Consider the following 24,094-nt stretch of genomic DNA (forward strand, 5'->3'; position numbering starts at 1 on the left):
AAGGCTTCCGGATGAGAATAGGAGTGTTGGCGCTTCAGGGCGCGGTAACAGAGCATATTGTCAGCATTGAGAAGACGGGGGCACAGGGGCTGCCCATCAAGCGCGTAGAACAACTAGAAGAGGTAGAAGGCCTGATTATTCCCGGCGGCGAGAGTACGACCATCGGCAAACTGATGCGCAAATATGGCTTTATAGAAGCTATACGTGAGTTTGCGGGTCAAGGCAAGCCGATATTTGGCACATGCGCCGGCATGATTGTCCTGGCCAAGCAGATTGCCGGAGGCGAACCCGGCCATCTGGAGCTGATGGATATTACCGTTGCCCGGAATGCCTTTGGCCGCCAACGGGAAAGCTTTGAATGTGATCTGGAGGTTAAAGGGATCGCTGAACCGGTGCGTGCGGTATTTATCCGCGCTCCGCTCATTAACGAGGTAGGTCCGGATGTCGATGTGCTTACCGTCTATAAGGATGAGATTGTGACTGCACGTCAGGGCAACCTGCTGGTATCCTCTTTTCACCCGGAACTGACTGATGATTACAGGCTGCATCAATATTTTGCCGACATGGTAGAGGACAGTATTGCAGCCAATTCATAGAACTGCATATAAGAACATCCTGACTCTTTCAAAGCTGTAAACAAATCAGCATTTTGAAAGAGTTTGGGCTGTTTTCAGGAGGGAAACTTTGTGTTAGATGTTAAAGTATTGCGTAGTGATTATGCCAGAGTAGAAGAGGCGCTTAATAAAAGAGGGAAATCGCTCGATTTGATTGCCGGCTTCCCGCAGCTGGATCTGCGCCGCCGTGAGCTGCTTCAGGAAACAGAGGGGCTTAAGAACCGCCGGAATACCGTATCCGGAGATGTGGCCAAGAAGAAGAAAAATGGGGAACCGGCTGATGATTTGATCGCTGAAATGCGTACGGTTTCCGACCGGATCAAAGAACTAGACGATGAAGTGCGCGAACTCGAAACTAAGATCGATGAACTGACCATGAGCATCCCGAACATTCCGCATGAATCGGTGCCGGTTGGCAAATCTGAGGATGACAATGTTGAAGTACGCCGCTGGTCGCAGCCCAGAGAATTCGGATTCACCCCGAAATCACACTGGGAGCTGGCGCAGCAGCTGGATATTATTGATTTTGAAGCAGCAGCCAAGGTTACAGGTTCCCGGTTTGCCTTCTACAAAGGGCTGGGAGCAAGACTTGAGCGTGCGCTAATCAATTTCATGATGGATCTGCACAGTGGAGAGCATAACTATGAAGAAATGCTGCCGCCGTATATCGTCAACAAGGATAGCCTGTATGGAACAGGACAGCTGCCGAAGTTCGAAGAGGATTTGTTCAAGCTGCGTGATACAGAATATTATCTGATTCCTACAGCAGAAGTACCTGTGACTAACTACTACCGTGAAGAGATTCTGACAGCTGGTGATCTGCCGAAGTACCATGTAGCCTATAGCTCCTGCTTCCGTTCTGAAGCCGGATCTGCGGGACGTGATACCCGCGGTCTGATCCGCCAGCATCAGTTCAATAAGGTGGAGCTTGTGAAGCTTGCCAGTCCGGAGACCTCCTATGAGGAGCTGGAGAAGATGACAGCCGATGCTGAACGGGTGCTGCAGCTTCTGGGACTGCCTTATCGCGTCCTGCTGCTGTGTACGGCAGATATGGGCTTCACCTCCGCGAAGACGTATGACCTTGAGGTATGGCTGCCGGAGAGCGGAATGTACCGCGAAATTTCCTCCTGCTCCAACACAGAGGATTTCCAGGCCCGCCGTGCTAATATCCGCTTCCGCAAAGAGGCCAAGTCCAAGCCGGAGTTCGTGCATACGCTGAATGGTTCTGCGCTGGCCGTTGGCCGTACAGTAGCTGCTATTCTGGAGAATTACCAGCAGGAAGACGGCAGTGTTCTGATTCCCGAGTGCCTGCAGCCGTATATGCGTAACGTGAAATCCATAAGTGCACAAACTGCCCAATAAATATGCTTGCATATTATTTGTTTGGTGTGGTATAATTCCTAATGCATGTGAAATTTAGATGCATTGGAGAGGTACCGAAGCGGTCATAACGGGGCGGTCTTGAAAACCGTTAGGGTGCAAGCCCACATGGGTTCGAATCCCATCCTCTCCGCCATTCCTTTACATTTAATGATATGCAGATAGAGCCGTTCTCCTGAGGGGGAACGGTTTTTTGTTGTACTCAGAGGCTTCTTTTTTATGGAACCTGTTCCAGCGGGAATAAAAAGCTCTCTTTCTCGGCAATGTATTAGAGAAGGAGGATGATCATAAAAATGGACCGACAATTACAAGTAGATCAGCAGAGTCTGGTGTCTGCCTGGCAGGAGCGTTTGCCTGCACTGATGGAGGATGGGGACAGCTTCAGCGTGCAGGGGGATGCCGCGGACCAGAACAGTCTGCTGATTCATTTCAATGCAGCCGGGCGCCAAGGGTACTCCCTCGACTTCCGCTGCACCTATGTGGATAGCCGCGAGGTTGCTGTGAACCTGCTCGACGCGGAGCAGGACGGGCGCGTTGCGGATGAGCGCAGGGATGCCGTACAGCTTTTGGCACAGCAGTATACCAGACAGATCCATGAATGCGCGCAGGCACTTCAGGGCTTAACCAATCCATAGGAGGCGAACAAGGTGAGCAAACCAAAAAGCATGCCGGTACCCGGCGTACCACAGGATAATCAGGGCCCGCGGAAGGAGCATCATTCATCAGGTCCTGAGCCGTTATCCGGCTCCAAAAAGGTGAAGCAGGCCAATCACGTAGACCATCATAATCCTCAAGGCTGACCATCTCCGGGGATGAAATTGAAGAGAAATGTTTCTCATATTTGCCAAATGGTTTATCATTAGGGAGGGGAAAGAATTTTCACACATGGGAGAGGAGAACAATAATGAATAAAAAATGGGGGTTATCCGCTGCCGCATTGCTGCTCACCGCAGCAGTAATTCTACCGGGGTGTGCTAAGAAAGAAGCGCCGAAAGAGGCCTTGACCGCAGCTGCAAGCAAGGTTGCAGCCATGACATCTTACGAAATGAAGACTAAGCTTACCGTTAATGATCTGACGATCGACACAGGTACAAGTGAAGCTGATGCTACGACAGGTCAAATTCTCAGCATGCTTAAGAATGCTGAGCTTACAGTTGATGGAGTCTACCAGGCTGAGCCGATGCAGACAGAGCTTACAATGGTTCTGAATCTGAAGGGGGATATGGCGATGTCCTTCACGGTTCCGATGGTAATGACAGCAGAGAAGCTATATGTCAAAGTGCCATCCATTCCGTTCCTGCCGCTTCCCGAGACAATCGTAGGTAAATTTGTTGAAGTGGATCTGAAGGAGCTGGCAGAGCAGGAGGGTGCTGAATTCAATCCTTCGGCTATGGATACGCAGAAAGTGCAGAAGCTGTCTAATGAAGTGGTCAGCACGCTGCTGGGCGAGTATGATGAAGAGAAGTATTTTAATGAAATTAAACCTAAGGAAGCCGGCCTGCCTGAAGGTGTTGAAGCCAAACAGGTTGTCCAGTTCCAGGTAACGAATGATAATGTGAAAGAGGCGCTGACCATTCTGGTGAATAATGCGCTGCCGAAAATCATCGATATTCTCGGCAAGGATGAATATAAGGAATTGCTGAAGATCGATGCTGCCGATTTGGCTAAAGCGAAGGAAGAGCTGCAGTCCAGTGAAGCACGCGCTGAATTCGATAAGGATCTGGCTGATCTGAACACGCATCTCACGATTAACCAGTTCCATCTTAACACGGCGATCAACGACGATAACTTCCCGGTGTATCAGGATGTACTTATGGATATTAAAGTGAATGATCCAGAGCAAGGTGAGAATGTTGCTTTGTCATTGACCGCAAGCAATCAATACAGCAAGATCAACGAGAAGCAAACCTTCCAGATCGGTATTCCGCAAGGCGAAGATGTGATTACACTGGAAGAGCTGCAGCAGCAGTTCGGAGCAACAGGCACTTATTAATAAATAGTGTAACAATACAGAAATCCCGTATAAGCGAACCTTCGCTCATACGGGATTTTTGGCTGCTTGCCGGTGTGAAGGCTGGTCCGGCAGATCAGACTATGGCTTCTGTGGAAGGAAATCTTCAGCCAGAATAGCGTAAGTGCGGTGGTCCTGCCATTCTCCGTTGATTTTGATGAAGCGGCGGGCGAGCCCTTCAGCCTGAAAGCCGTTCTTCTCCAGCACTCTGCGGGAGCCGTCATTATGGGGCAGGATGGCTGCCTGCAGCCTGTGAAGGCCAAGGGAGCGGAAGGCATAGCCCAGGATCAGATGCACCGCTGCGCTGGTATACCCTTTACCCTGCATTTCATGATCAATAAAATAACCGATATCGGCAAATTGCCCGACACCCCGTACCACGTTAGAAATAGTGATCTGGCCAATCAGCTCGCCGCTGAGCAGATAGATGCCGAACATATAAGCACTATCCTGCTGTGCGTCCAGAATGCGCTGGTTGATCAGCTGCCGCTGGCTCTCCAGGGTGAAGTAGTCATTGTCGCGGAGGGGTTCGAACTGCTGATGCTCCTTGCGGTTGCGGTGACGGAGGTTAAGCAGCGCTTCGGCATCCATGAGCTTCAGCAAAGAGAGATAAATCCCCTGCGGGGTATTGTACAGCTTGAAAGACATGGATAGACCTCCTTATGAGAATAGAATTGCATAGTTCATCAATTTAATTAGAGCTTGGCGGGTCTTTGCCGCAGCCGGCGGAAGAACGAGGTTAGCAGCTCCGCGCATTCTTCCTGCAGCACACCCTGGATGACCTCTGTCCGGTGGTTAAAACGTGATTCCTCCAGCAGGTTCATGAGGGTGCCCGCACAGCCAGCTTTGGGATCAGGTGTGCCATAGACAGTGAGCGGGACTCTGGCCTGCACCATGGCTCCTGCACACATGGGGCAGGGCTCCAGGGTAACGTAGAGCTGGCAATCGAGCAGACGCCAGGAATTAAGGGCTGTACTCGCTTCCCGGATGGCAACCATCTCCGCATGGGCAGTGGAATCAAGCGTGGTCTCACGCAGATTGTAGCCGCGCCCGATAATTGTCCCGTTACGGACAACCACTGCCCCGATCGGTACTTCCCCCAGCGCCTCTGCTTTGCGGGCCTCGCCTATCGCCTCGTTCATCCAATATTCATGAATTGCCCGCTCATCGGCCGGTAACTCTTCAAGTCGTGTATTCAAATGCATCTTCCCTTCTAATATAGCCCCTTGTACAACGAACAAATATTCGTTCTTAACAAATTGTGGACAACTCTGTGGATAAAGCCCGACTTATGCACAAAATTGTACACATCGCGATTTAGCAAAATGTTTATATGTGCATAACCTGTGGATGGTTTCTTACTTATTGTAGAGAAACTGTCTGGAGAATTCAATATCTTCCCCTTATTCTCCCTGTTTGAAATGTCTTTTCAAATGGGGAGGCAAAAGGTATGATATTTATGAATGCTCCGCTAGGATTTACCAGCGGTAAGAGGTGAATAATACGCTTGTCTATAAAAACGAAATTATCGGCAATTATTTTCGGCTCGGTACTCTTAATCCTGTCGCTGAATCTTACACTTAATCTATATGCAGTCCGGAATAATCTGCGTAATGAAAGTCTGAGTAATATGAAGATAACTGCCATGCAGATCGCCGTTTCGGTCGAACAGAGCAGTTATAGTTCCAACTATGTGCAGCATAAAATTGCCCAGAATCTAAGGATGACCTCAATTCTGGCTTCGCTTGAGCTTGATCCGGATATCAAGAATGTAGACAATAGGCAACTGCAGGCCTTGGCAATCAAGCTGGGTGTGTCTAATATCTCGCTTCTGGTCAAGACTGATAATGATATTGTTGTAGCCAAGTCATCAGATCCCACAGAGATCGGACTCTCGACCAAAGGCATGGGGTACTGGTATGTGGCTTTTTTGGAGTTGTTCGCAGGCCAGCGGGTATCCGTTGACCAGGGGCAAACTATGGATAATTTCTGGTCCGGCCCTTTCGAATATTCAACCTCAAATCCGGAGTACATTGATAAATGGGGTTACTATTACGATGGCACCAGCAACTATATCATAGATCCTTATATCCGCAGTACTGCCGTAAGCGATTACGTCAAGATTATGGGACCTGACGAAATTATCCAGGACTCCAAAGCTGTGAATCCCGGCATCCTGGAGATCACAGGGTTTAATCCCAAAACGTTCGGCTCGCCCAGCATGCTGCCCGATGGCAGTGATCCGATCAATGTGAAGCTGCGCAACCGCCCTATTCATTACGGTACATATACGTACGGCAACGTAGCACAGGATAAAACGGCGATTCGGGAAGCGGTTAACAAGGGTGAACCGGTAACGCTGGATACGGAGATTCTGGGGAAAAGAGTGCTCAAGAGCTTCATTCCCATAAAACAGGCGGGAGCCGAAGACTATGTGATTAGTGTAGTAATGGATTACTCGTTAATCTCCTCGGTAATCAAAGAGCAGCTGTTCAATAATATTACCACGTCGGTTCTGCTGCTTATTATCTTTTTCCTGGCCAGTTATATTATGGCCGGTTTCGTCACACGCCCGATCCAGGATATACTGGCTAAGGTGAATGATGTGGCCAAGGGTAAATTTGAGCCTCCATTAAATGTAGAGAGCCGGGATGAACTTGGACAGCTGGCCCACCGGATTAACGCAATGACCTCGCACCTGCTGCAGCACACGAACCGGCTGGGCCAGACGCTGGAAGAGAACCGGGCGGTTAAGGAGCATCTGGAGTCGGTTATTAACGGTACCTCCGATGCCATCCACACTGTGGATATGGATGGCAGGATTATAAGTACGAACAGAGCCTTTGATGAGCTGTATGGATGGAGTGCAGCGGATGCGCTGGTCAAACCGCCTTATCTCGTGCCGGCTACGGTGCAGGAGCAGGAAGATAACCGTCTGCGGCAACTCAAGAACGGATTGTCTCTGCCGCCTGTAGAGACCGTAAGACTGAAACGTGACGGTTCTATCGTAGAAGTCAGCGTGAGCACCTCGGTGATCCGGGATGAGGAAGGACAGCCGCAGTCTTTTGTCCATGTATCCCGTGATATGACCGAGCGCAACCGGATTGAAGAGCTGCTCAGACGCTCTGAGAAGCTCACTACAGTCGGCCAGCTTGCTGCAGGGGTTGCCCATGAGATCCGCAATCCATTGACCACCCTGAGAGGGTTCCTGCAGCTGCAGCAGGAGAAGAAGGTTCTGGTCCCGCTGCATATTGATCTTATGCTCTCGGAGCTGGATCGGATCAATCTGATTGTGAGCGAGTTCCTGATCCTGGCTAAGCCGCAGGCTGTTCATTTTCAGTTGAGGGATCTGCGGCATATTGTCGGCGACGTGATCTCTCTGCTGGATAGCCAGGCCCATCTTTTTGGCATCGAGTTTGCAACGTATTTCTCAGATGTGCCCGCTATGGTGCACTGTGAGGAGAACCAGCTGAAGCAGGTATTCATTAATGTAATCAAAAATGCGATTGAAGCTATGCCTGACGGCGGGACGATCACCCTGGAGGAGCAACAGAAGAATAATTCTGTAGTTATCGTCATTTCTGATGAAGGCGGAGGGGTTCCGGAAGATATGCTGCCTAAGCTGGGCGAGCCGTTCTTCACGAATAAAGAGTCAGGGACAGGGCTGGGACTCATGGTCAGCCAGCGGATTATTCAAGCCCATAAAGGCAGTCTGGAGATCCGCAGTGAGTATGGGCGGGGTGCACAGGTGACCATCAAGCTGCCAGAAGCGGGAGAGAATAACCTTCCGCCCGGCATGTATATAGAACGGAGTGAATGACAGACATGAGAATTAATAAGTTCATCAGTGAGACAGGGTACTGTTCGCGCCGTGAAGCAGACAAGCTGGTAGAGAGTGGAAGAGTCACCATCAACGGTGAGACCGCTCTGCTGGGCAGTCAGGCTGAAGCCGGAGATACGGTGATGATCGACGGCAAACGCCTTGAAACAGGCAGCAGGATCGTTTACATCGCACTTAATAAGCCTGTAGGGATCACTTCTACAACAGAAGGCCATATTCAGGGTAATATTGTTGATTTCATCGGACATGAAGAGCGTATTTTCCCTATCGGCCGGCTCGACAAGGATTCTGAAGGATTAATACTGCTGACGAATGACGGCGACATTGTGAACAAAATATTGCGCGCTGAAGGCAGACATGAGAAGGAGTACGTAGTTACTGTGGACAGACCGGTCACACCTTCTTTCCTTACAGGCATGTCCACCGGGGTGAAGATTCTGGGCAGCAGAACTCTCCCTTGTGAGGTAACGCGGATAAGCGAGCGGGTATTCCGGATTATTCTTACCGAAGGCAAGAACCGGCAGATCCGCCGCATGTGCAGTGCGTTTGGTTATGAAGTGCGGCGTCTGCAGCGTATACGGGTGATGAATATCCGTCTGGGCACTCTGCAGACCGGAGAATGGCGCGACTTGTCAGCACAGGAGAAGCAGGAGCTCGGCGCTATGCTGAACTATGAGCTGCAATAAGGAGCAACGTATCAAGTGATCAAATAAAGAGCTGTTCCCGAAGGCTGAACAACGGCCTTTAGGAACAGCTCTTTATGCTTGATGCACTATGACTATCCGGATTATTTACCGGGAGCGGCAACATCGGTAGTCTCTGTTGTGGCATCTTTATATTTGCGGAGAACAGAGACTTCTACACGACGGTTCTTGGCGCGTCCGGCAGCGGTCGTATTCTCAGCGATGGGATGATATTCCCCGTATCCGATCGGACTGAACTTTACCGGGTCCAGATTGGGGTTAAGCAACAGGATCTTCATGAATTCAAGGGCACGGGCCACACTAAGATCCCAGTTGGAGGAGTAGCTGCTATTGGAGATAGGAATATTATCCGTATGTCCCTGCACTAATATATCATAATCGGGAAACTGCTGCAGCATCGTCGAGATTGACTTGGCCAGCTGGCGGGAGTCATCCTTGACCATAGCCTGTCCGGAAGCAAATAAGGCGTTGTCGCTGATCGTAATCATTAACTGGGACTGATTCAGCTTCGTACTAAGCAAATCAGTCATTCCGTTATTCTTAATGTACTGATCGAATTGCTGCTTAAGCTTCTCCAGATCCTCCTGCTCTTTGGCACGAAGTTTGGAGATCTCGGAGGTGCCTGTATTTTTATCTACAACACTATTCATTTTATCCTTATTGCCTTGATCAAGTTGAGTGCTTGTAGGGGCATCTGAGCGGAATTCCAGTACCCCGCCGCCGCCGTTAAGCGCAGAACTGAACGCCTGGGCCATTTGTTCAAACTTCTGGGCGTCTGTAGCACTCATGGCATACATAACCAGGAACAGAGCAACCAGCAGGGTCATCAGATCGGAATAGGGCAGCAGCCAGGACTCATCGGCATGCTCTTCGTGCTCCTCATGCCTAGTCTTTTTGCTCATTTGAAGCCCCCTCCTTCTCACTCAGCTTGGCGCGTTCGGACGGAGTAAGGAAGACGGAAAGCTTCTGGTTGATGGCAATGGTGGAGACCCCGGACTGAATGGACAATAAACCCTCTACCATCATCAGGCGGACTTCAATCTCGCGTTTGGAAATTCGTTTTAACTTATTGGCCATAGGATGCCACATTACATAACCGGTGAATATACCCAGCAGAGTAGCGATGAAGGCTCCGGCAATCGCGTGGGCCAGGACATCCATGTTGCTCATATCCCCCAAGGCGGCAATCAGCCCGATAACAGCTCCGAGTACCCCCAGTGTAGGTGCGTACATCCCGGCTTGGGAGAAGATCAGGGCTCCGGCTTTATGTCTATCTTCTGTAGCATGAATATCTTCCATTAATACATCGCGGACAAATTCCTGGTCGTTACCGTCGATAATCATCCGCATGCCGTTTCTGAGGAAATTATCTTCAATTTCATCGACATTGGATTCCAGTGCAAGCAGACCTTCGCGGCGGGTGATGGAGGCCCATTCCATGAACATTGTAATCAGTTCGGGCTTGCCGACCATCTTTTTCTTCACAAAGAGAATCTTCAGCAGCTTAGGGAAATTCTTGACTTCGGACATGGGAAAGGCCATGAAGATTGAGGCGGCCGTACCAAGAAAGATAATTACGTAGGCCGCGGGATTGTTCAAGCTTTCAAGCGGAGCATGCTTGAGTACCATCCCCCAGACTACTGCGATCAGACCAAAAACCAGGCCTAGTATTGTTGAAATTTCCATTTATGCACCTCGTCCATGAGAATTAAGAAGTGATCCGACTATACCGCGTTTATCATCCATGAACCGCGGGAGGACACTCTGCACGTAACCAAATCACGTATATTCTTATTTATCGACAGCATTCCCTTTTTTGTGAAGTGATTTTTTCGGCTATAATGGATAAGGTAAGTTATTATTCATCAGTGAAGAAAACGGAGTGATTGACGTGGGAGTAAAGCATGGCAGAGATTACAGTGAAATTCTGGTTGAATTGACCGGAGCAGTCGGACGGATTTCCGACGGTTACATTTTTTTTGAAATGGAGCCTGAGGAGTGGGAGAACCTGCCGGAGGAGTCGAAGCTGGAGGTCTGGGAGGCGCTCGCAGAGGATCTGTTCTACGCACTGGGCAATGAGCCGGTGATTAAGGTCGGCAGCGGAGTAGTAATGTACGATAAAGAAACGCACCGCATCAATATTCTGCTCGGTGATGAGGATCTGGCTTCGGTTGTTCTTGTGTAGCCCGGAGGCAGCCAAGGGAGCGGAGTTTGTACCCGGGCATCAGCCCATGTTAAAATTGGGATGAGAAGTACTATTTGCCGGGATTTAAGAATACATTAAATCGAAAAAAATCTTTGGCCTGGCACATCCCTTGGACTTTCAGAAGCTGAGGGATGTTTTATTTGAAGGATAGGACTGCAGTGGATATAGCTAATTAAGCAAGGGAGGAAACAAATTGCCAATTACAGAGGAAGAACTGCGGGAGCAGATCGGCAAGCTGGAAGGCTGGAAGCTGGAACAGGATATTATGGTGCGTAAATATATGTTCAATGAATATATGAAGGGAATTGCCTTTGTGGATGCGGTCGCCGCGATCTCAGAAGCTTTCGACCATCACCCGCATATCACGATTGATTACAAGACCGTTATTCTGCGTCTGCCTGTAGATGTGGAGAAGCTGGATATACGCCAGGCCAACGAAATTAATGAGGCTTTTGAGAAAAACCGTTAGAGGACAGGATCCTTATGGAAATAGCAGTACCGCCTGATCAATAAAAATGCCCGTGCAAGGATATCCGGATATCCTTTGCAGCGGGCATTTTGTTTCATAAAGATTATTATTTCTTCTCGGCCAGCCATAATGCGACGTTCGCAATCTCCTCGGGGGCTAGTTTGTCTTTGAAGGAAGGCATCTGCCCGCGGCCCTTGGTCACAATGCTGTAGATTTGTGCCGCGTCATGCTGTGCGCCCTCCTGCTGCAGGTTCGGCCCTACTCCGCCCTGAAGCTGATCCCCGTGGCAGGTGATGCAGTTGGCTTTCACTAGAGCCTCCGCACCGGCCGCGTCCAGCACAACCTCAGGCATTGTCGGTTTGTTCTCTTCCGCCACCTCGGCTTTGCCGGGCAAGGTAAACATTAAGACCACCGCAAAGGCACAGGCGGCAAAAAACAAACCGCTCATGATCCATTTCTGCATCTGCATCCGTCCCTCCATGTAAGCTGCTTCCTTCATTATAGCGGATGGTGAAGCGTTATCATAGCATTTGTGTCAAAAAAATGAACGAAATTCCTGCGAAATTTTCAATTCTATAGAAGTGGAATGCTATTTCTCATAGACCAAACAATAAAAAGGCTTATCGCCTGTTGGAGTTCTGCGTTCGTAGGTATCTGTTATGGTAAAACCGCATTTCTGGTAAGCACGGATGGCGCGCTGATTCCAGGTGAGAACCTCCAAATCGATCTCCCGTTCGGGATAGCGGACAAGGGCCGCCTGCACGATAGCCTTCATGAAGAGATGCCCCATGCCATGACCGCACAGATCGGGCCGCATGCCGATTCCGAGCCGGACTACACCCTCCATAGGGAACAGCTGGGCGAAGCCGCACAGGATTCCCTGTCCGTTCACAACAGAAACATATTGCTCGCTGCGCAGCTGCGGGTCACCGAACTCAATACCGAGTGCCTGCATCTGCTCCCAGGGCATCCAGCCGTAAATATTATACGGGGGCCTATAGTTCCACTCACAGATCTCAGCGGCATGCCGGGACTCCATAGGAACAACATAAAAAGTTACCGGGGAACTTATCATAAGCGGGAGGCCTCCTTTCAAGGGAACGTAACTTCATTCTATAAATATTATATACAAAACGGGCCATATCCGACGCAAAAACCTCGCGGAGATACAGAAACTTGACAAACGCCAAAAAATATTTTACGAAAGAGCAAAATTGGTGTTTTACAAATATAGAGCGGGGTAAGTAATTTTATAGACAAAAAAAATAAGCCCTCCTCCAAGATTTCGGCAAAAATCCTGGAAAAGCGCTTATGGTAGGACAAATTATTGCACATCATCATTGTCTTCGGAATCTGTAGCTACAGTCTTGTAAGCATCTGTACTCATAATCCGTTTGGCGCCAACGTAGCGGTTGACGTAGTAGCTGTCACTCAGCGAACTGATGGTTACACCACGCGAGGAAGAAGCATGTGCGAACTCACCGTCACCGACATAAATACCGACGTGGGAAATGCCTTTGCCGCTTGTATTGAAGAATACAAGATCGCCCGGTCTCATTTCGTCGCGGGATACGGCCGTACCCATCTGGTATTGGGAGCCGGATTGGTGGGGCAGGTTAATGCCGATCTTATCAAAAACATACATTGTAAATCCGGAGCAATCAAAACCGTTCGTGGATACACCGCCGGATACGTATTTAGTCCCGATGGCTTTGTCGATAACTTTATCCATTTTGGAATCCGCGAAAGCGCTTCCTGCTCCAATGGTGAAGATGATGGAAAAGCTTAGTACTGCGGCTGCTAGCTTCTTCTTCAAAAGTAAATACCCCTTCCAAATGCCTACGAGGTTAGCTTAAGGGTTCGGTTGAAGGTCCCCTATGACCCCTCTTAGAATAGGAGGTCAATTCACCCAAAGTTGGTTCCCCCGTTTCCCTAAATCGTTAGGGAACTCGGCACGACTGTTGATTAGGATTAGCTGTTACTCAATACATGACAAAACCTTTGTTAAAAGCGATTCAATAATTACAAAAATGTTACTAAAATCTCACTGCGATAATTGTAACAAAGACTAAGGCGCTTGGCAATCACTTATAACATATTAATGCATATTTTTGCGTTTTTTTAGAGTTATAGCTGTATAGAAAGACTCAAATTTACGTCCCGGGTGAGCTTTTAATGATTTTTTCTTTGAATTTGGGATAAAAAGGTGTTTCAGGGTTTGCAGATTTGTGTAAAAGGTAGAATAAGGAAAAGGAAAAACCCGGAAATGATTACGGCAATAATCAAATTCCGGGCTCGTATAAGTTATATTTAGATGTTAGAGGTAAATATTCGAGGAAATGTACAAGGGTTCAATCGTAAGCGACAGCCTGGTAAGCTGTTGTGCTCATCACTCTTTTAGCGCCAACGTAGCGGTTGGCCCAGTATGCCTGACTCAGCGAACTGATGGTTACACCACGCGAACTGGAGGATTGTGCGAATTTTCCATTGCCGACATAAATACCGACATGGGAAACTCCGTTGCCCAGGGTATTGAAGAATACCAAATCGCCCGAACGCAGATTACTCTTGGATACGGCTGTCCCTACACTGTATTGTGCCTTAGAGGTACGCGGCAGTGTAAGCCCGAGGTTCTTGAATACGTATTTGGTGAATCCGGAACAATCAAAGCCGCTGGTGCTGGTGCCCCCGGTTTTATATGCCGTTCCAATGGTTTTTGAGATCACAGTATCCATTTTGGAGTCTGCGAAAGCGCTGCCCGCTCCAAGTGTGAATACCATCACAAGACCCAGCGCTGCTGCGGTGCATTTCTTCTTGAAATTCTGACTTCTCAAAAGATGTACTCCTTCCAAGGCCTGCGAGGTTAGCTTAAGGATTCGGTAGAAGGTTCCCCTATGACCCCTCTAAAGCGAGATCAATTCACCCAAAATATGGTTCCCCCACTTCCCGGTGCAGGGAATTCGGCGTTTTGTGCACCAGAACAGTGACATATCGACATAAGATTAAGTACTTCGTTTACAGTAGCTGCATTAATCCGTTTGAAAGATTACAAATTTGTTACTAGTAGTACAGGCATCATTGTACCAAAGGATTTACAGTTTTGCAAATGCACTTGTCCCAGCAGTAATCAAAAAAGAGTCATGCGCCTCAATTAAGGGCAATGACTCTTTTAGTATGCCGGTTTGGCGGCCGATTATTGTGGAAATGATTTACTGGACCAGAGGTGATACTGGGCGGCGATGCCCCACATTTTGAACAGAGTGGATGGCAAGAAGGCTGCCTGACGCAGCAGCAGGGCCGGGAGACCGGGACAGAGGAGCGCCGCAGCGCTGCAGAGAATCAGTGTAAGCAGACTACCCGCCCCCATAATGACGGATATCCCGATGGAATGCAGCAGCACCTTCAGCGCAATCAGCAGCGAAGAGAACATGCCAGTGCCGGCGGTATAGCCGAACTGCATAAAGAGCAGCAGCTTGCGGATCAGGAAGAGGTAGACGAGCCAGCCCAGCACATAAGGCACGAGCGTCAGCAGCCGCGGATAGTCGAGAATGCCGTTCAGGAGCAGGCGGTACATCTTCGGCAGCAGCCAATAGAGCGGCAGAAGGGCCAGCGCCCATTCAACGAGACTGAACAACAGGACCGGCAGCCCGTAACGCTTCATACCGGGAAAAAAGAACAGCCCGCGCTCCCCGGCGCGTTCCTGATGAAGTTCGTGCAGCAGCCCCGCCCGGATAAAGGGGGAGAGCAGCAGCCGCAAGACGGACAGTGCCAGGAGCAGCCATAGCCACTGCCGGACATCCGGGTCCGTGTGAAGCGCAGATTGTCCCTCAATGTAATACAGCAGCCTGCCCATTCCGCTGCCGCCGGCATCCGCATCCGGATAACGCAGAAGTACCGGAACGACGGCGCTTTTAATGAACTTGTACATGAAATAGCCCCAGAACAGCCGGTAAATAAATAGCAGAATCAGTATATAAAATTGCTCTTTCATGCTGCACCAACCGCGGGTTATCGAACTTTTCACAATCCTTCACCTCACCAGACAAGAGTTCCGAGCAGGGTTTCAAGCAGAGTTGTCGCGCTAAGCGTCCAGCGGGAGAGAGTACTGTGCTCAAGCTCCGCCATTCTGAAATTATTGAGATGCTTGCTCTCCAGCAGTATGGAATGCTCCGGATCAATCTCGGCGGAGACCAGAGGCGCTTTATAGGATAATTCAAAAGATGTTGTTTTTCCCTCGCCATTCCAGTATTGCTGCACAGTATACCCGTCCGAGAATGTGAATTTTACAGGGACATCGCCATAATGGCTGCCTTGGTTGCTTACCTTAACTACAGCATCATATTGAATTCCCGCTCCGTCACCGCTGCCCCGTTTGGCCGTAAGACGGATATCGTCCACTGCAAAATCTGGGGCACCGCCGCTGTAGACATATTGGTCAAAATAGGTCTGCCAGGATTGCTTGGTTACTTTCTCCACAATCTTCTGAAAGTCAGCGGTAGAGGGATGCTTGAAGCGGTACTTACGGACATAGGCGGCGAGGATGGCATCCATGTTCTTGGTTCCTGCTAACCGTTCGATGTCACGGAGCACCAGCTTGCCCCGGATATACACATTCCGCGTGTAGGCATCATCGCCGCTGTATTTCCAGGTTTCCAGGTTGAGCGGCTGTGAGGAAGAGACCAGGCTGGACTGCAGCGGGAGGCTTGTTGCTACGCCGTATTCCTGCTCCATCAGCCGGTCTTCGGCATATGAAGTGAAGCTTTCGTCCAGCCATGCTTCCTCGAATTCATTGCTGGCAACCATGCCATAGAAATACTGATGTCCGATTTCATGGATCACGGTGCGCTCAAGCGAAGTGCTGGGCGTTGCCTCGGCAGCACCGAAGGCGGTGATCAGTGTCGGATATTCCATCCCTCCGGCACCGTTGCCGGACTCAGGCGGGACTACAATGGATAACGTGGAGTAAGGATACGGGCCGTACCATTTGCTGAAGGCGGTTAGGGCAGCCTCTGCGGCCTGGAAATAGCGCTCCTGAAGATCCTTATGCAGCGGGTCCAGATAGAGCTTAATCTTTACCCCGGGTACCTGCGGCGCAGAGAAGGCCTTCTCGGCAACCACGAAATCCGGCGAGGCCGCCCAAGCGAAGTCATGAACATCATCAGCGTAGAACTGATAGATCTTGCGGTCCTGCACCAGCCGGGCGTTCTTCACCGGAAATCCGGTGGCGGCAACCTTGTAATCGGAAGGGACGGAAATGGTTACATTGTAAATACCGAAGTCGCTGTAGAATTCAGATGTGCCATGGTACTGATGCAGGTTCCAGCCTTCTTCCTTCACTCCCCTTGTACCTGCAGGCTCATAGACGCTGAGCTTGGGAAACCACTGGCCGGCCATAACGAAGTTATCGGCGGTTCCCATACGGGCAAATATTTTCGGCAGCTTGACCTCAAACTGGAGCTTGAGTGTTACGCTCTCACCGCCGTTTACCGGCTGGGGCAGGTGGACTTTAAGCAGTGTCTTGTCATTCGTATTGCCATCGTCAGGCTGCACATACTGGGTACGCTGCATTAGCGAAACGCCCTCGGAGGTCCGCAGATCCGTAAGTGTCAGGCTGCCATACCCGCCCGCAGGCATGGAGTCGCCGCGTAGAGTTCCTCCGGATTCCTTCATGAAGGTTGTATTGCCGGAAGCGAAGGCATTAGGGTAAAGGTGAAAATAGAGCTCTTGGACCGGCTTCTTGCCCGGATGGGTCCAGGTCATCGTTTCGGAAGCGGTTAAGGTTTCCGTATCGGCCAGCAGCTGCACATCCATGTGATATTCCACCACACGCTGGCTTAAAGCCTCTGATACTGGAGGAGGAGTGATCTCCGGAAGGGCAGATTGCACGATCTGCTGCTGCGGCAGATCGGCGGGGGACTTGGCCTCTTTTGGGGCATAGGCAGTCCATACGGCAGGGCTATGCCCTGAAAGAAACCATATTCCGCCTCCAAGCAAGGTGAGAACAGCCAGGGCTGCGAAGATGAGGGTATACCTTAATGAATGTGGCTTCATACTGTGATTCCTCCCGTGACAAGCATCTACGGGATGTATATGTTTGCAATCGGCGCATTATTAGCTAAAATTAAATAATTAGTGAATAGAAAGGATGTGCACTTGTGGATAACGTACAACCGGAGGGCAAAAAGCAGATTGCCTTGAATATTGTAAATGCCAAGAGTAAGCATAAAGGCTTCGGTGCAGGCTCCATTGATCTGGGTAATGTTTCGCCTGTCATCATTGATCAGGGTATCGCCGTTATCGATATCGGTGCCATGCATGCCAAGAGCAAAGTGGAGAAGGGGATTAAGTTCTCCGTGAACCGTGAGGATGTTCCGGAAGGAAGACAGGTCTGGGTCGTCTGGGTCGCTGTGGATCGTACACCGGAGGGCCAGTTCTATGGCGGAATTACCGCCTGTGAGATGTGGATCGATTCCGAAGCCCGCCGGGGCTGGAAGATTCTCGCGGATCATGTTAATAAGCTGGATGCTGCCCTGAAGCGGAAGATTATTCTGGAGGGACTTGGTTCTACAGAGCGTGCCGCGCTGAAGTCACTTCTGATCGCCCATAATGAAGAGTGGTGGGCCGCTTCGCCTGAAGAGCTGAAAGCGGCATTGTCGGAGTAGGGACGGCATAACCCAAAAACAAGGCTTGGCTCTCTGATGGTAGAGGGCCAAGCCTTATGTATGATGTGATATACGCTGCTAGGGTGTCGCTCTGCCGGAAGTACTTAGCTTGCGCTTCAGCTGGCTTACTCTGGCCTGGCTGATTCCGAGCACCTCGGCAAGCTCCTTCTGATTGGCATAGGGGTGATCCTCCATCGCTTTCTCCAGCCGCTGGCTCATTTCTTCCGTCTTCGTTCTCCGTCCACTGCGGACAGGCTCGGCATTCTCCTCGCTTGAGTCTGGAGCGACAGAGATCTCTTCAGTTCCGCGTCCGGGGTCACTCAGCTCCTTGAGGCAGGTATTACAAATGAATTGATCTTTATAGTAGGTTACATGGTCAAGACTTCTGCAGAATGTGCATTCAGTGGAGGTGTACTTTCTGAGGACGATAATTTCCTCATTCAGAATAAAAAACTCGATGGGATCCCCAATGTCAATATTTCGTGTCATGCGGATTTCTACGGGAACCACAATTCTACCAAGACTGTCTAAACTCCGGATCATGCCTGTATCTTTCATCCCATGTCCCTCATTTACATCTTTATATTTTTTGTGGATATCTTTGATTATAGCAGTAATTGTAAGTTTAGAGAACGGGGAAAGCGCATTCAATTTATGTTGTTTCTTGTCACTTATGCGGGAAATGTCCCGTTTTACGGCGTAGCAGGAGAACCGGGGCAGAAAAACATATAAAACCTCTCCCTTTGGGAAGTCCCAGGGGAGAGGTTTATTAGGGTTCTCTATTTTTTACCCAAATTAGCGCAGCCGAAACAGCGGAGTGAAACTATCTTCAGGTGAGGATGAGCGGCTGCGCATCCGTGCTGCTGACCGAGACATAGGGATTGCCCCGGATATAGAAACGCCAAGGCTTCAGCGCGTATTCTTCGGCATAGGGAATATTGATGCGCGGAGCCTGGACGATATCCAGAGACGCCGGGGCTTCGCCTTGCTCCAGCCATATTGGCCCTCCATGGAGATCGAATCTGGCCATATTGAGGCTTTTATCTATCCTCAGTGCCCGGCACAGCTTACCCGGGCCGCCGGACAGATCTGAAGGCTTCCTGGCAGCAATTCCCCTGTATGCAGCCATAAGCTCCGCGTCCCTGGCGGTAAGCGGCTCCACTGCACGGATCAGGACCGCATGCGGTTCGTCTTCTGCGGCGGTAACCACATTGAGGCAATGGTACATCCCGTAGATCAGGTATACATACGCGGCGCCTCCGGCGCTGAACATCGCTTCCGTGCGGGCAGTCCGCCGCCCTCCGTAGGCATGGCTCCCTTTGTCTTCAGCGCCGCCGTAGCCTTCAGTCTCCACAATACGGCAGCGGATATCACCGTCTTCGGTGCGCCGGACGAGATGCTGGCCCAGGAGGCGCGGTGCTGCTTCTACTGCTGCAAGCGCATAGAGTCCAGGCTGCAGCATCCGCTGCGGGGCGGAATGGTCCGGGACGCCTGAAGAATTCAGCTTCATGAATGGATGACACCTTCCTGCGGCGAATTAACGCTTAAGAGAGCGCCTTGCCGGGCTCATCCCATCGTAACGCAAGTCTCCGGCGGCAGCAATGCCGGATCAGTTCATCCACCAGCGTTTGATGTCATTCCATAGCGAATGGTCCTCCTTGGCAGGCCCGGCAATCCCCGGGTTGCTGCCATCCGGGGTAGAATCGGAGTCACCGGCCGCATGCTGGTCGCAGTACTCAGTAGGCTCCGTGCCGCTGATGAAGGTCGTAAGCTCTTTCTCCGGACAGGCTGCTGTAGCCAGCTTGCCGGACTGCGGATTGATATATACGCTGACCACGCCATCGGGAATGGGGAAAATCTTCGGCGGTACATTCTCCAGTGCTTTTTCCGTGAATTGCGCAAAGATAGGCGCTGCACGTCTTCCATCGGCGGTGGCAATGTCCCTTCCCTTGTCATAACCCACCCAGACCGCAGTGGAGAGCTCAGGAGTGAAGCCCACCATCCAGCCGTCTGTGTCGGTAGTGCCTGTTTTGCCGGCAACCGGGCGTTTGATCATCGAGGCCACACGGTTACCCGTTCCTCCGCTCTCGAAGACGCCTTCCATCAGCCGGGTCAGCACATATGCTGCTGCCGGTTCCACCACAAACTGCCCTTGAAGCTGCGGAGCTTCATATAGAAGATGTCCGCCCGCATCTGTAATTTTCAGAATTGCGGTAACAGGCTGCTTCACTCCGCCATTGCCGATAACCGCGAAGGCGGAAGCCATCTCCAGCGGACTGACAGGGGAAGTGCCGAGTGCCAGAGAGGGGACGCTTTGCAGCGGGCTGTTGATTCCCATAGCGACGGCCATAGCGGCCACCTTATCCGCGCCAATCTTCATAATTGTATTTACGGCATAAATATTATCGGAAGCGGCAATCGCCTGCTTCATGTTGATCTCGCCGAGATACTTATCGCCGAAGTTGCGGGGCTGATAGGTTTTGCGGTTGTTGTCATAGTGGAACATTGTCGGCTGGCTGTTGAAGACAGACAACCCGGTCATCTCCTTGGAAGACAGCGCGGATAAATACATAATCGGTTTAAAGGAAGAACCAGGCTGGCGTGTTGTGGCCAGGGCATGATTAAACGCGCTCGAACGGTAATTGGTCCCTCCAACCATGGCCTTCACATAGCCGGTACGGGGGTCAATGGACACCAGGGCGGTTTCCAGCTCGCTGCTATGGTCCATTCCCTGATCCACGGCCTCTTCCGCAGCCTGCTGCATATCCGGATCAAGGGTCGTGTAGACATTCAGCCCGCCCTGATCCAGCTCGTCGCTGCTGATGTGCAGACTGTCTATAACAAGGCTGCGCACATAATCGCGGAAATAGGGTGCAGCTACAGTAGTATCCTTCTGGCCCTGCGGTTTGAGGTTCAGCTTCTCCCGGGCAGCCGCCTCCGCCTGCGATTCCGTAATATCCCCCACATCGACCATGGCTTCCAGTATGATACCCTGCCGCTTAACAGCACTGTCCAGGTGGGTGTAAGGCGAGTAATAGGTAGGGCCTTTGGGAACTCCGGCCAGCAGGGCGCTCTCCGCCAGATCCAGGTCAGCGGCCGGTTTGCCGAAATACATTTGGGCAGCGGCCTCAATACCATAGGCACCGTGACCATAGTAGATTTCATTTAGATACATGTTCAGGATCTCGTCTTTGCTGTATTTCATCTCCAGCTGGAGGGTGTAGAGAGCCTCTTTACTCTTGCGGGTCCATGTTTTCTCATGGGTCAGGTACAAATTCCGCGCAAGCTGCTGGGTCAGTGTACTGGCCCCTTGAGTACGTCCTCCTGCCTCCAGGTTGGCGAGCACAGCTCTGCCCATCCCCTTGAGATCAAATCCGGTATGACTATAGAATTTGCGATCCTCTACAGCCAGAGTGGCCTTGATAAGCAGCGGAGAGATTTGATTAAGTTCCACAGGGTCACGGCTGCGTCCGTCAGTAGTGAAGGTAGTCAGTACATTGCCCCTGGAATCAAGCAGCCTGGAGCGGATATCATCCCCGAGCGGAGGGAGAGGTTTCTGATATAAAAGCCCAAGCAGAACTCCGGCCCCTACCAGGAACAGGAGGGCGGAGAAGACCAGCAGGCGGAAGAGCCGGCGGAGGCGGCGCTTCGGGACTTTGGGTGCAGCAGAATCGCGCGGCATAACATCAGGCTCCTTCTATTTCATGCAGAAACGGCGGACTGCCCCTGAAAGGACAGCAAAGCAAGCCGCCTCTGCTTATATTCTTCATTATGGGGAAGGAAGAGAGGAGATATTCATGTTGCAGAGAGGATGATAGGACAACGGTAAATAATTTGTCTTCTTTTTGTGACCATCCCGGGGTAGAGTTTACAGCGGCCGGGGCAGTATAACAGAGTAGTGTAAATCTCAGAGCTACAACTACATCTGGAGGTGTCATTATGAGTTGGACTGCAACAATAAAGCGCACGGCTGTCGTGATCCTGTCGGCGGCAATGCTGACCGTTACAGGACTGGGCATGCAGGGAGCGACGTCTGTTGCCGCCGGAGCAGCTGCACCGGCATGCGGAAGCGGAGATCATGGATTGCTGCAGAAGCTGCAGGCGGAGCATTCGGGGGTTAATGCCGTACCGCTGAGCTTCACGGATATTCAATTTCTGACCGCGGATACAGGTCGTGCAGCGGGCAATGGGTTCTTGATTGGTACTTCGGACCGGGGCTGTCATTTTCAGAAGATCTATGAAGGACAGTGGAACTTCCGGCAGATTGATTTCCCGGATAATGTAAAGGGATGGGCACTGGCTGCCATTCAAGATGCGCCGGAAACCTATCTGATTGCTACAACAGACGGGGGCAGTCATTGGAAGAGAGTGACGGATAAAGGGGTAACTTTTGAAAGAATTCACTTTCAGGACAGCAAACGCGGATTTGGCTATAGCCAGAGCGCTACCTATTACACCAAAGACGGCGGAAAGAGCTGGAGCCGGATCCCGACGCCTGCGAATACGCGCGGTGCGGAGTTCACCAGCCGTAATAATGGCTGGGCAGTAGTAGCCGTGCAGGGAACAGGTTATCGGGTGATGAAGACATCCGACGGGGGGCAGCACTGGAAGATTTCCTTGAAATCAACGGCAGCTTATCCGGTAGGCGGGCGGATTTATGCTCAGGGGAGCCAGGTCTATGCCTTATTGTACGGAGACACAGGCATGTCCCAGACGTCATACGCCCTATACGCCAGCAGTACAAGCGGAGGGAGCTGGAAACGGGTCATCGCCATGGATACCGCCGGCGGCGGACCTGCACCGGGCAGCGGCGCGGCACAGCTTACGGTGGGGCCGGCTGCCGGGAAGCCGGGTAACATGCAGCTTATAGGCAGCAGCAACGCATACTTATTAGGATATTCTCCGGCAGGTGAACAAGTTGCGGTGGGCCGTTCTTATAACGGCGGCAAGTCATGGAAGAACCTGGCGCCGGTTGCGGGATATGACGGAGTGATTTCGTTTCCTGAAGCTAAGCGGGGCTGGATGGCTGTCCGGGGCCCCGAACACTCCGTTCTGCTGTTTACAGAGGATGGCGGAGCGACCTGGAAGCAGAAGTTCGCTTTCAAAGACACACAGCGCTGAACATCGCTGCAATAATGCACTGATGCTGTGGCCGGATGGAATCAGCGCATCATTAATGGACAGAAGCGGCTCCATACACTGGAGCTGCTTCTTTTGTGAGCGGATAGACTTGCGGCCAGGAGGCAGGCGGGATTTCCGTCATGTGTGATTTTATGATCCGTTATGGTAAAATTTTAGTTACTTTATGAATGCACGCCATATCACGTATAGGAGGATTGCCGCAATGGCTATTCGCGTATCCGCTGTACAATATCATTTGCATACCATCTCTTCCTTCGGGGAGTTTGCCGCCCGGTGCGAGCACTATATAAAGACCGCCGGAGAGTACGGGGCTGAATTCATCCTGTTCCCCGAATTTCTGACGACACAGCTGATGTCCATAGGTAATGAGGAAGGGGAAGCACTTGGTATAGAGGATCTGCCGCAGTTCACAGACCGTTACCGGGAGATGTTCTCCGGGTATGCCAGGAAATATGCTGTACATATTATCGGGGGCACCCATGTGCTGCGCCGGAACGATAAGCTCTATAATGTAGCTCACCTGTTTTACCCGGACGGAAGAATTGCCGAGCAGGCCAAGCTTCATATCACACCAGCTGAAGTAGAAGGCTGGAATATGGGCGCAGGTGAAGGGCTGGAGGTCTTCCAGACAGACAAAGGAACCATCGCCATGCTCACCTGTTACGATATCGAATTTCCGGAGATTGTGCGCATGGCCCGGGCCAAAGGTGCGGATGTAATCTTCTGCCCTTCCTGTACAGATGACCGCCATGGCTTCCACCGGGTGAGATATACCAGCCATGCCCGTGCCATTGAGAATCAAGTTTACGTTGTGCTGACGGGTACTGTAGGCTCGCTGCCTACCGTTGATCTGATGAGGGCTAACTTTGGGCAAGCGGCAGTCATTACACCTAATGATATTCCGTTCCCTCCGCAAGGCCTGCTGGCCGAGGGTGAAATAGGCGGCGATATGATCATTACAGCTGATCTGGATCTGGATCTGCTGTACCGGGTCCGTGAGCACGGATCTGTAACTACATGGCGTGACCGCCGGACGGATCTGTACACGGACTGGACCTAAGGAGG

General features: G+C 51.0%; 25 protein-coding genes, 1 tRNA gene and 2 riboswitches. Of the genes, 13 read left to right on the forward strand and 13 right to left on the reverse strand.

Annotation, left to right across the window (positions count from 1 at the left end):
* Positions 1–11 precede the first annotated feature (11 nt).
* The 6 genes from pdxT to PBOR_RS00435 all read left to right on the forward strand — a co-directional run bounded on the left by pdxT (position 12) and on the right by PBOR_RS00435 (position 3,987).
* Complete coding sequence (gene pdxT / locus PBOR_RS00410; protein WP_042209961.1) at positions 12–596, forward strand: pyridoxal 5'-phosphate synthase glutaminase subunit PdxT; 585 nt, start codon at positions 12–14, stop codon at positions 594–596.
* A gap of 90 nt (positions 597–686) precedes the next feature.
* Positions 687–1,976: a serine--tRNA ligase gene (gene serS, locus PBOR_RS00415; RefSeq protein WP_042209962.1), complete on the forward strand. Its 1,290-nt coding sequence runs from the start codon at positions 687–689 to the stop codon at positions 1,974–1,976.
* A 65-nt stretch (positions 1,977–2,041) separates the two neighbouring features.
* Positions 2,042–2,130, forward strand: a tRNA-Ser gene (locus PBOR_RS00420).
* Positions 2,131–2,287: 157 nt separating this feature from the next.
* The gene (locus tag PBOR_RS00425) at positions 2,288–2,629 is read left to right on the forward strand and encodes a hypothetical protein (RefSeq protein WP_042132707.1); all 342 of its coding nucleotides are present in this window, start codon (positions 2,288–2,290) and stop codon (positions 2,627–2,629) included.
* Positions 2,630–2,641: 12 nt separating this feature from the next.
* Positions 2,642–2,794: a small acid-soluble spore protein P gene (locus PBOR_RS00430; protein WP_042209963.1), complete on the forward strand. Its 153-nt coding sequence runs from the start codon at positions 2,642–2,644 to the stop codon at positions 2,792–2,794.
* A 104-nt stretch (positions 2,795–2,898) separates the two neighbouring features.
* Positions 2,899–3,987: a hypothetical protein gene (locus PBOR_RS00435; RefSeq protein WP_042209964.1), complete on the forward strand. Its 1,089-nt coding sequence runs from the start codon at positions 2,899–2,901 to the stop codon at positions 3,985–3,987.
* A 99-nt stretch (positions 3,988–4,086) separates the two neighbouring features.
* On the opposite strand, the gene PBOR_RS00440 is transcribed toward PBOR_RS00435, so the two are convergent.
* The gene (locus PBOR_RS00440) at positions 4,087–4,653 is read right to left on the reverse strand and encodes a GNAT family N-acetyltransferase (RefSeq protein WP_042209965.1); all 567 of its coding nucleotides are present in this window, start codon (positions 4,651–4,653) and stop codon (positions 4,087–4,089) included.
* Positions 4,654–4,700: 47 nt separating this feature from the next.
* Positions 4,701–5,204, reverse strand: coding sequence for a tRNA adenosine(34) deaminase TadA (tadA, locus tag PBOR_RS00445; protein ID WP_281192158.1), 504 nt, complete (start codon positions 5,202–5,204; stop codon positions 4,701–4,703).
* A 308-nt stretch (positions 5,205–5,512) separates the two neighbouring features.
* Between tadA and PBOR_RS00450 the strand changes: the two genes are divergently transcribed.
* Positions 5,513–7,825, forward strand: coding sequence for an ATP-binding protein (locus tag PBOR_RS00450; protein WP_042209967.1), 2,313 nt, complete (start codon positions 5,513–5,515; stop codon positions 7,823–7,825).
* Between the two features lie 5 nt (positions 7,826–7,830).
* The gene (gene rluF, locus PBOR_RS00455) at positions 7,831–8,532 is read left to right on the forward strand and encodes a 23S rRNA pseudouridine(2604) synthase RluF (RefSeq protein WP_042209968.1); all 702 of its coding nucleotides are present in this window, start codon (positions 7,831–7,833) and stop codon (positions 8,530–8,532) included.
* A gap of 101 nt (positions 8,533–8,633) precedes the next feature.
* Here rluF and motB read toward each other — a convergent pair whose 3' ends face one another.
* Both motB and motA read right to left on the reverse strand, forming a co-directional pair.
* Positions 8,634–9,452 carry a flagellar motor protein MotB gene (motB, locus tag PBOR_RS00460; protein WP_042209969.1) on the reverse strand — a complete coding sequence of 273 codons (819 nt, stop codon included), beginning with the start codon at positions 9,450–9,452 and terminating at the stop codon, positions 8,634–8,636.
* Positions 9,436–10,236, reverse strand: a complete 801-nt coding sequence (motA, locus tag PBOR_RS00465; protein WP_039303855.1) for a flagellar motor stator protein MotA — start codon at positions 10,234–10,236, stop codon at positions 9,436–9,438. The genes motB and motA overlap by 17 nt, the downstream gene beginning before the upstream one ends.
* Positions 10,237–10,441: 205 nt before the next feature.
* Between motA and PBOR_RS00470 the strand changes: the two genes are divergently transcribed.
* On the forward strand, positions 10,442–10,735 hold the full coding sequence (locus tag PBOR_RS00470) for a hypothetical protein (protein WP_039303858.1): 294 nt from the start codon (positions 10,442–10,444) through the stop codon (positions 10,733–10,735).
* A gap of 214 nt (positions 10,736–10,949) precedes the next feature.
* On the forward strand, positions 10,950–11,225 hold the full coding sequence (locus PBOR_RS00475) for a 4a-hydroxytetrahydrobiopterin dehydratase (protein WP_042209970.1): 276 nt from the start codon (positions 10,950–10,952) through the stop codon (positions 11,223–11,225).
* A 106-nt stretch (positions 11,226–11,331) separates the two neighbouring features.
* Here PBOR_RS00475 and PBOR_RS00480 read toward each other — a convergent pair whose 3' ends face one another.
* The 6 genes from PBOR_RS00480 to PBOR_RS00505 all read right to left on the reverse strand — a co-directional run bounded on the left by PBOR_RS00480 (position 11,332) and on the right by PBOR_RS00505 (position 17,276).
* Complete coding sequence (locus tag PBOR_RS00480; protein WP_042140611.1) at positions 11,332–11,688, reverse strand: c-type cytochrome; 357 nt, start codon at positions 11,686–11,688, stop codon at positions 11,332–11,334.
* 126 nt (positions 11,689–11,814) lie between these two features.
* Entirely contained in the window at positions 11,815–12,300 is a 486-nt protein-coding gene (locus PBOR_RS00485) for a GNAT family N-acetyltransferase (protein WP_042209971.1), read from the reverse strand.
* Positions 12,301–12,549: 249 nt separating this feature from the next.
* Positions 12,550–13,041, reverse strand: a complete 492-nt coding sequence (locus PBOR_RS00490) for a C40 family peptidase (protein WP_042209972.1) — start codon at positions 13,039–13,041, stop codon at positions 12,550–12,552.
* Positions 13,042–13,046: 5 nt separating this feature from the next.
* Positions 13,047–13,190, reverse strand: a riboswitch (cyclic di-AMP (ydaO/yuaA leader).
* Between the two features lie 386 nt (positions 13,191–13,576).
* Positions 13,577–14,005, reverse strand: a complete 429-nt coding sequence (locus tag PBOR_RS00495) for a C40 family peptidase (protein ID WP_042218736.1) — start codon at positions 14,003–14,005, stop codon at positions 13,577–13,579.
* 57 nt (positions 14,006–14,062) lie between these two features.
* Positions 14,063–14,201, reverse strand: a riboswitch (cyclic di-AMP (ydaO/yuaA leader).
* 217 nt (positions 14,202–14,418) lie between these two features.
* Positions 14,419–15,216 (reverse strand): hypothetical protein, encoded by a 798-nt coding sequence (locus PBOR_RS00500; RefSeq protein WP_081971860.1) that lies wholly within the window; start codon positions 15,214–15,216, stop codon positions 14,419–14,421.
* A gap of 44 nt (positions 15,217–15,260) precedes the next feature.
* On the reverse strand, positions 15,261–17,276 hold the full coding sequence (locus PBOR_RS00505) for a M1 family aminopeptidase (protein ID WP_042209974.1): 2,016 nt from the start codon (positions 17,274–17,276) through the stop codon (positions 15,261–15,263).
* Positions 17,277–17,380: 104 nt separating this feature from the next.
* On the opposite strand from PBOR_RS00505, the gene PBOR_RS00510 reads away from it, so the two are divergent.
* Entirely contained in the window at positions 17,381–17,887 is a 507-nt protein-coding gene (locus PBOR_RS00510; RefSeq protein ID WP_042209976.1) for a YwhD family protein, read from the forward strand.
* Between the two features lie 78 nt (positions 17,888–17,965).
* Here the strand turns inward: PBOR_RS00510 and PBOR_RS00515 are convergent, their stop codons facing one another.
* The 3 genes from PBOR_RS00515 to PBOR_RS00525 all read right to left on the reverse strand — a co-directional run bounded on the left by PBOR_RS00515 (position 17,966) and on the right by PBOR_RS00525 (position 21,569).
* Positions 17,966–18,445, reverse strand: a complete 480-nt coding sequence (locus PBOR_RS00515; RefSeq protein WP_042209977.1) for an AbrB/MazE/SpoVT family DNA-binding domain-containing protein — start codon at positions 18,443–18,445, stop codon at positions 17,966–17,968.
* Between the two features lie 271 nt (positions 18,446–18,716).
* Complete coding sequence (locus PBOR_RS00520) at positions 18,717–19,397, reverse strand: DNA-3-methyladenine glycosylase (RefSeq protein WP_425415512.1); 681 nt, start codon at positions 19,395–19,397, stop codon at positions 18,717–18,719.
* A 99-nt stretch (positions 19,398–19,496) separates the two neighbouring features.
* On the reverse strand, positions 19,497–21,569 hold the full coding sequence (locus PBOR_RS00525; protein WP_042209979.1) for a transglycosylase domain-containing protein: 2,073 nt from the start codon (positions 21,567–21,569) through the stop codon (positions 19,497–19,499).
* A 257-nt stretch (positions 21,570–21,826) separates the two neighbouring features.
* Between PBOR_RS00525 and PBOR_RS00530 the strand changes: the two genes are divergently transcribed.
* Positions 21,827–23,008: a YCF48-related protein gene (locus PBOR_RS00530; protein ID WP_042209981.1), complete on the forward strand. Its 1,182-nt coding sequence runs from the start codon at positions 21,827–21,829 to the stop codon at positions 23,006–23,008.
* 223 nt (positions 23,009–23,231) lie between these two features.
* A complete protein-coding gene (locus PBOR_RS00535; RefSeq protein ID WP_042209983.1) occupies positions 23,232–24,089 on the forward strand; it encodes a carbon-nitrogen hydrolase family protein in 858 nt (285 codons plus the stop codon).
* Positions 24,090–24,094: the final 5 nt, after the last annotated feature.

This window comes from Paenibacillus borealis, assembly GCF_000758665.1.
Lineage (GTDB): Bacteria > Bacillota > Bacilli > Paenibacillales > Paenibacillaceae > Paenibacillus_AQ > Paenibacillus_AQ borealis.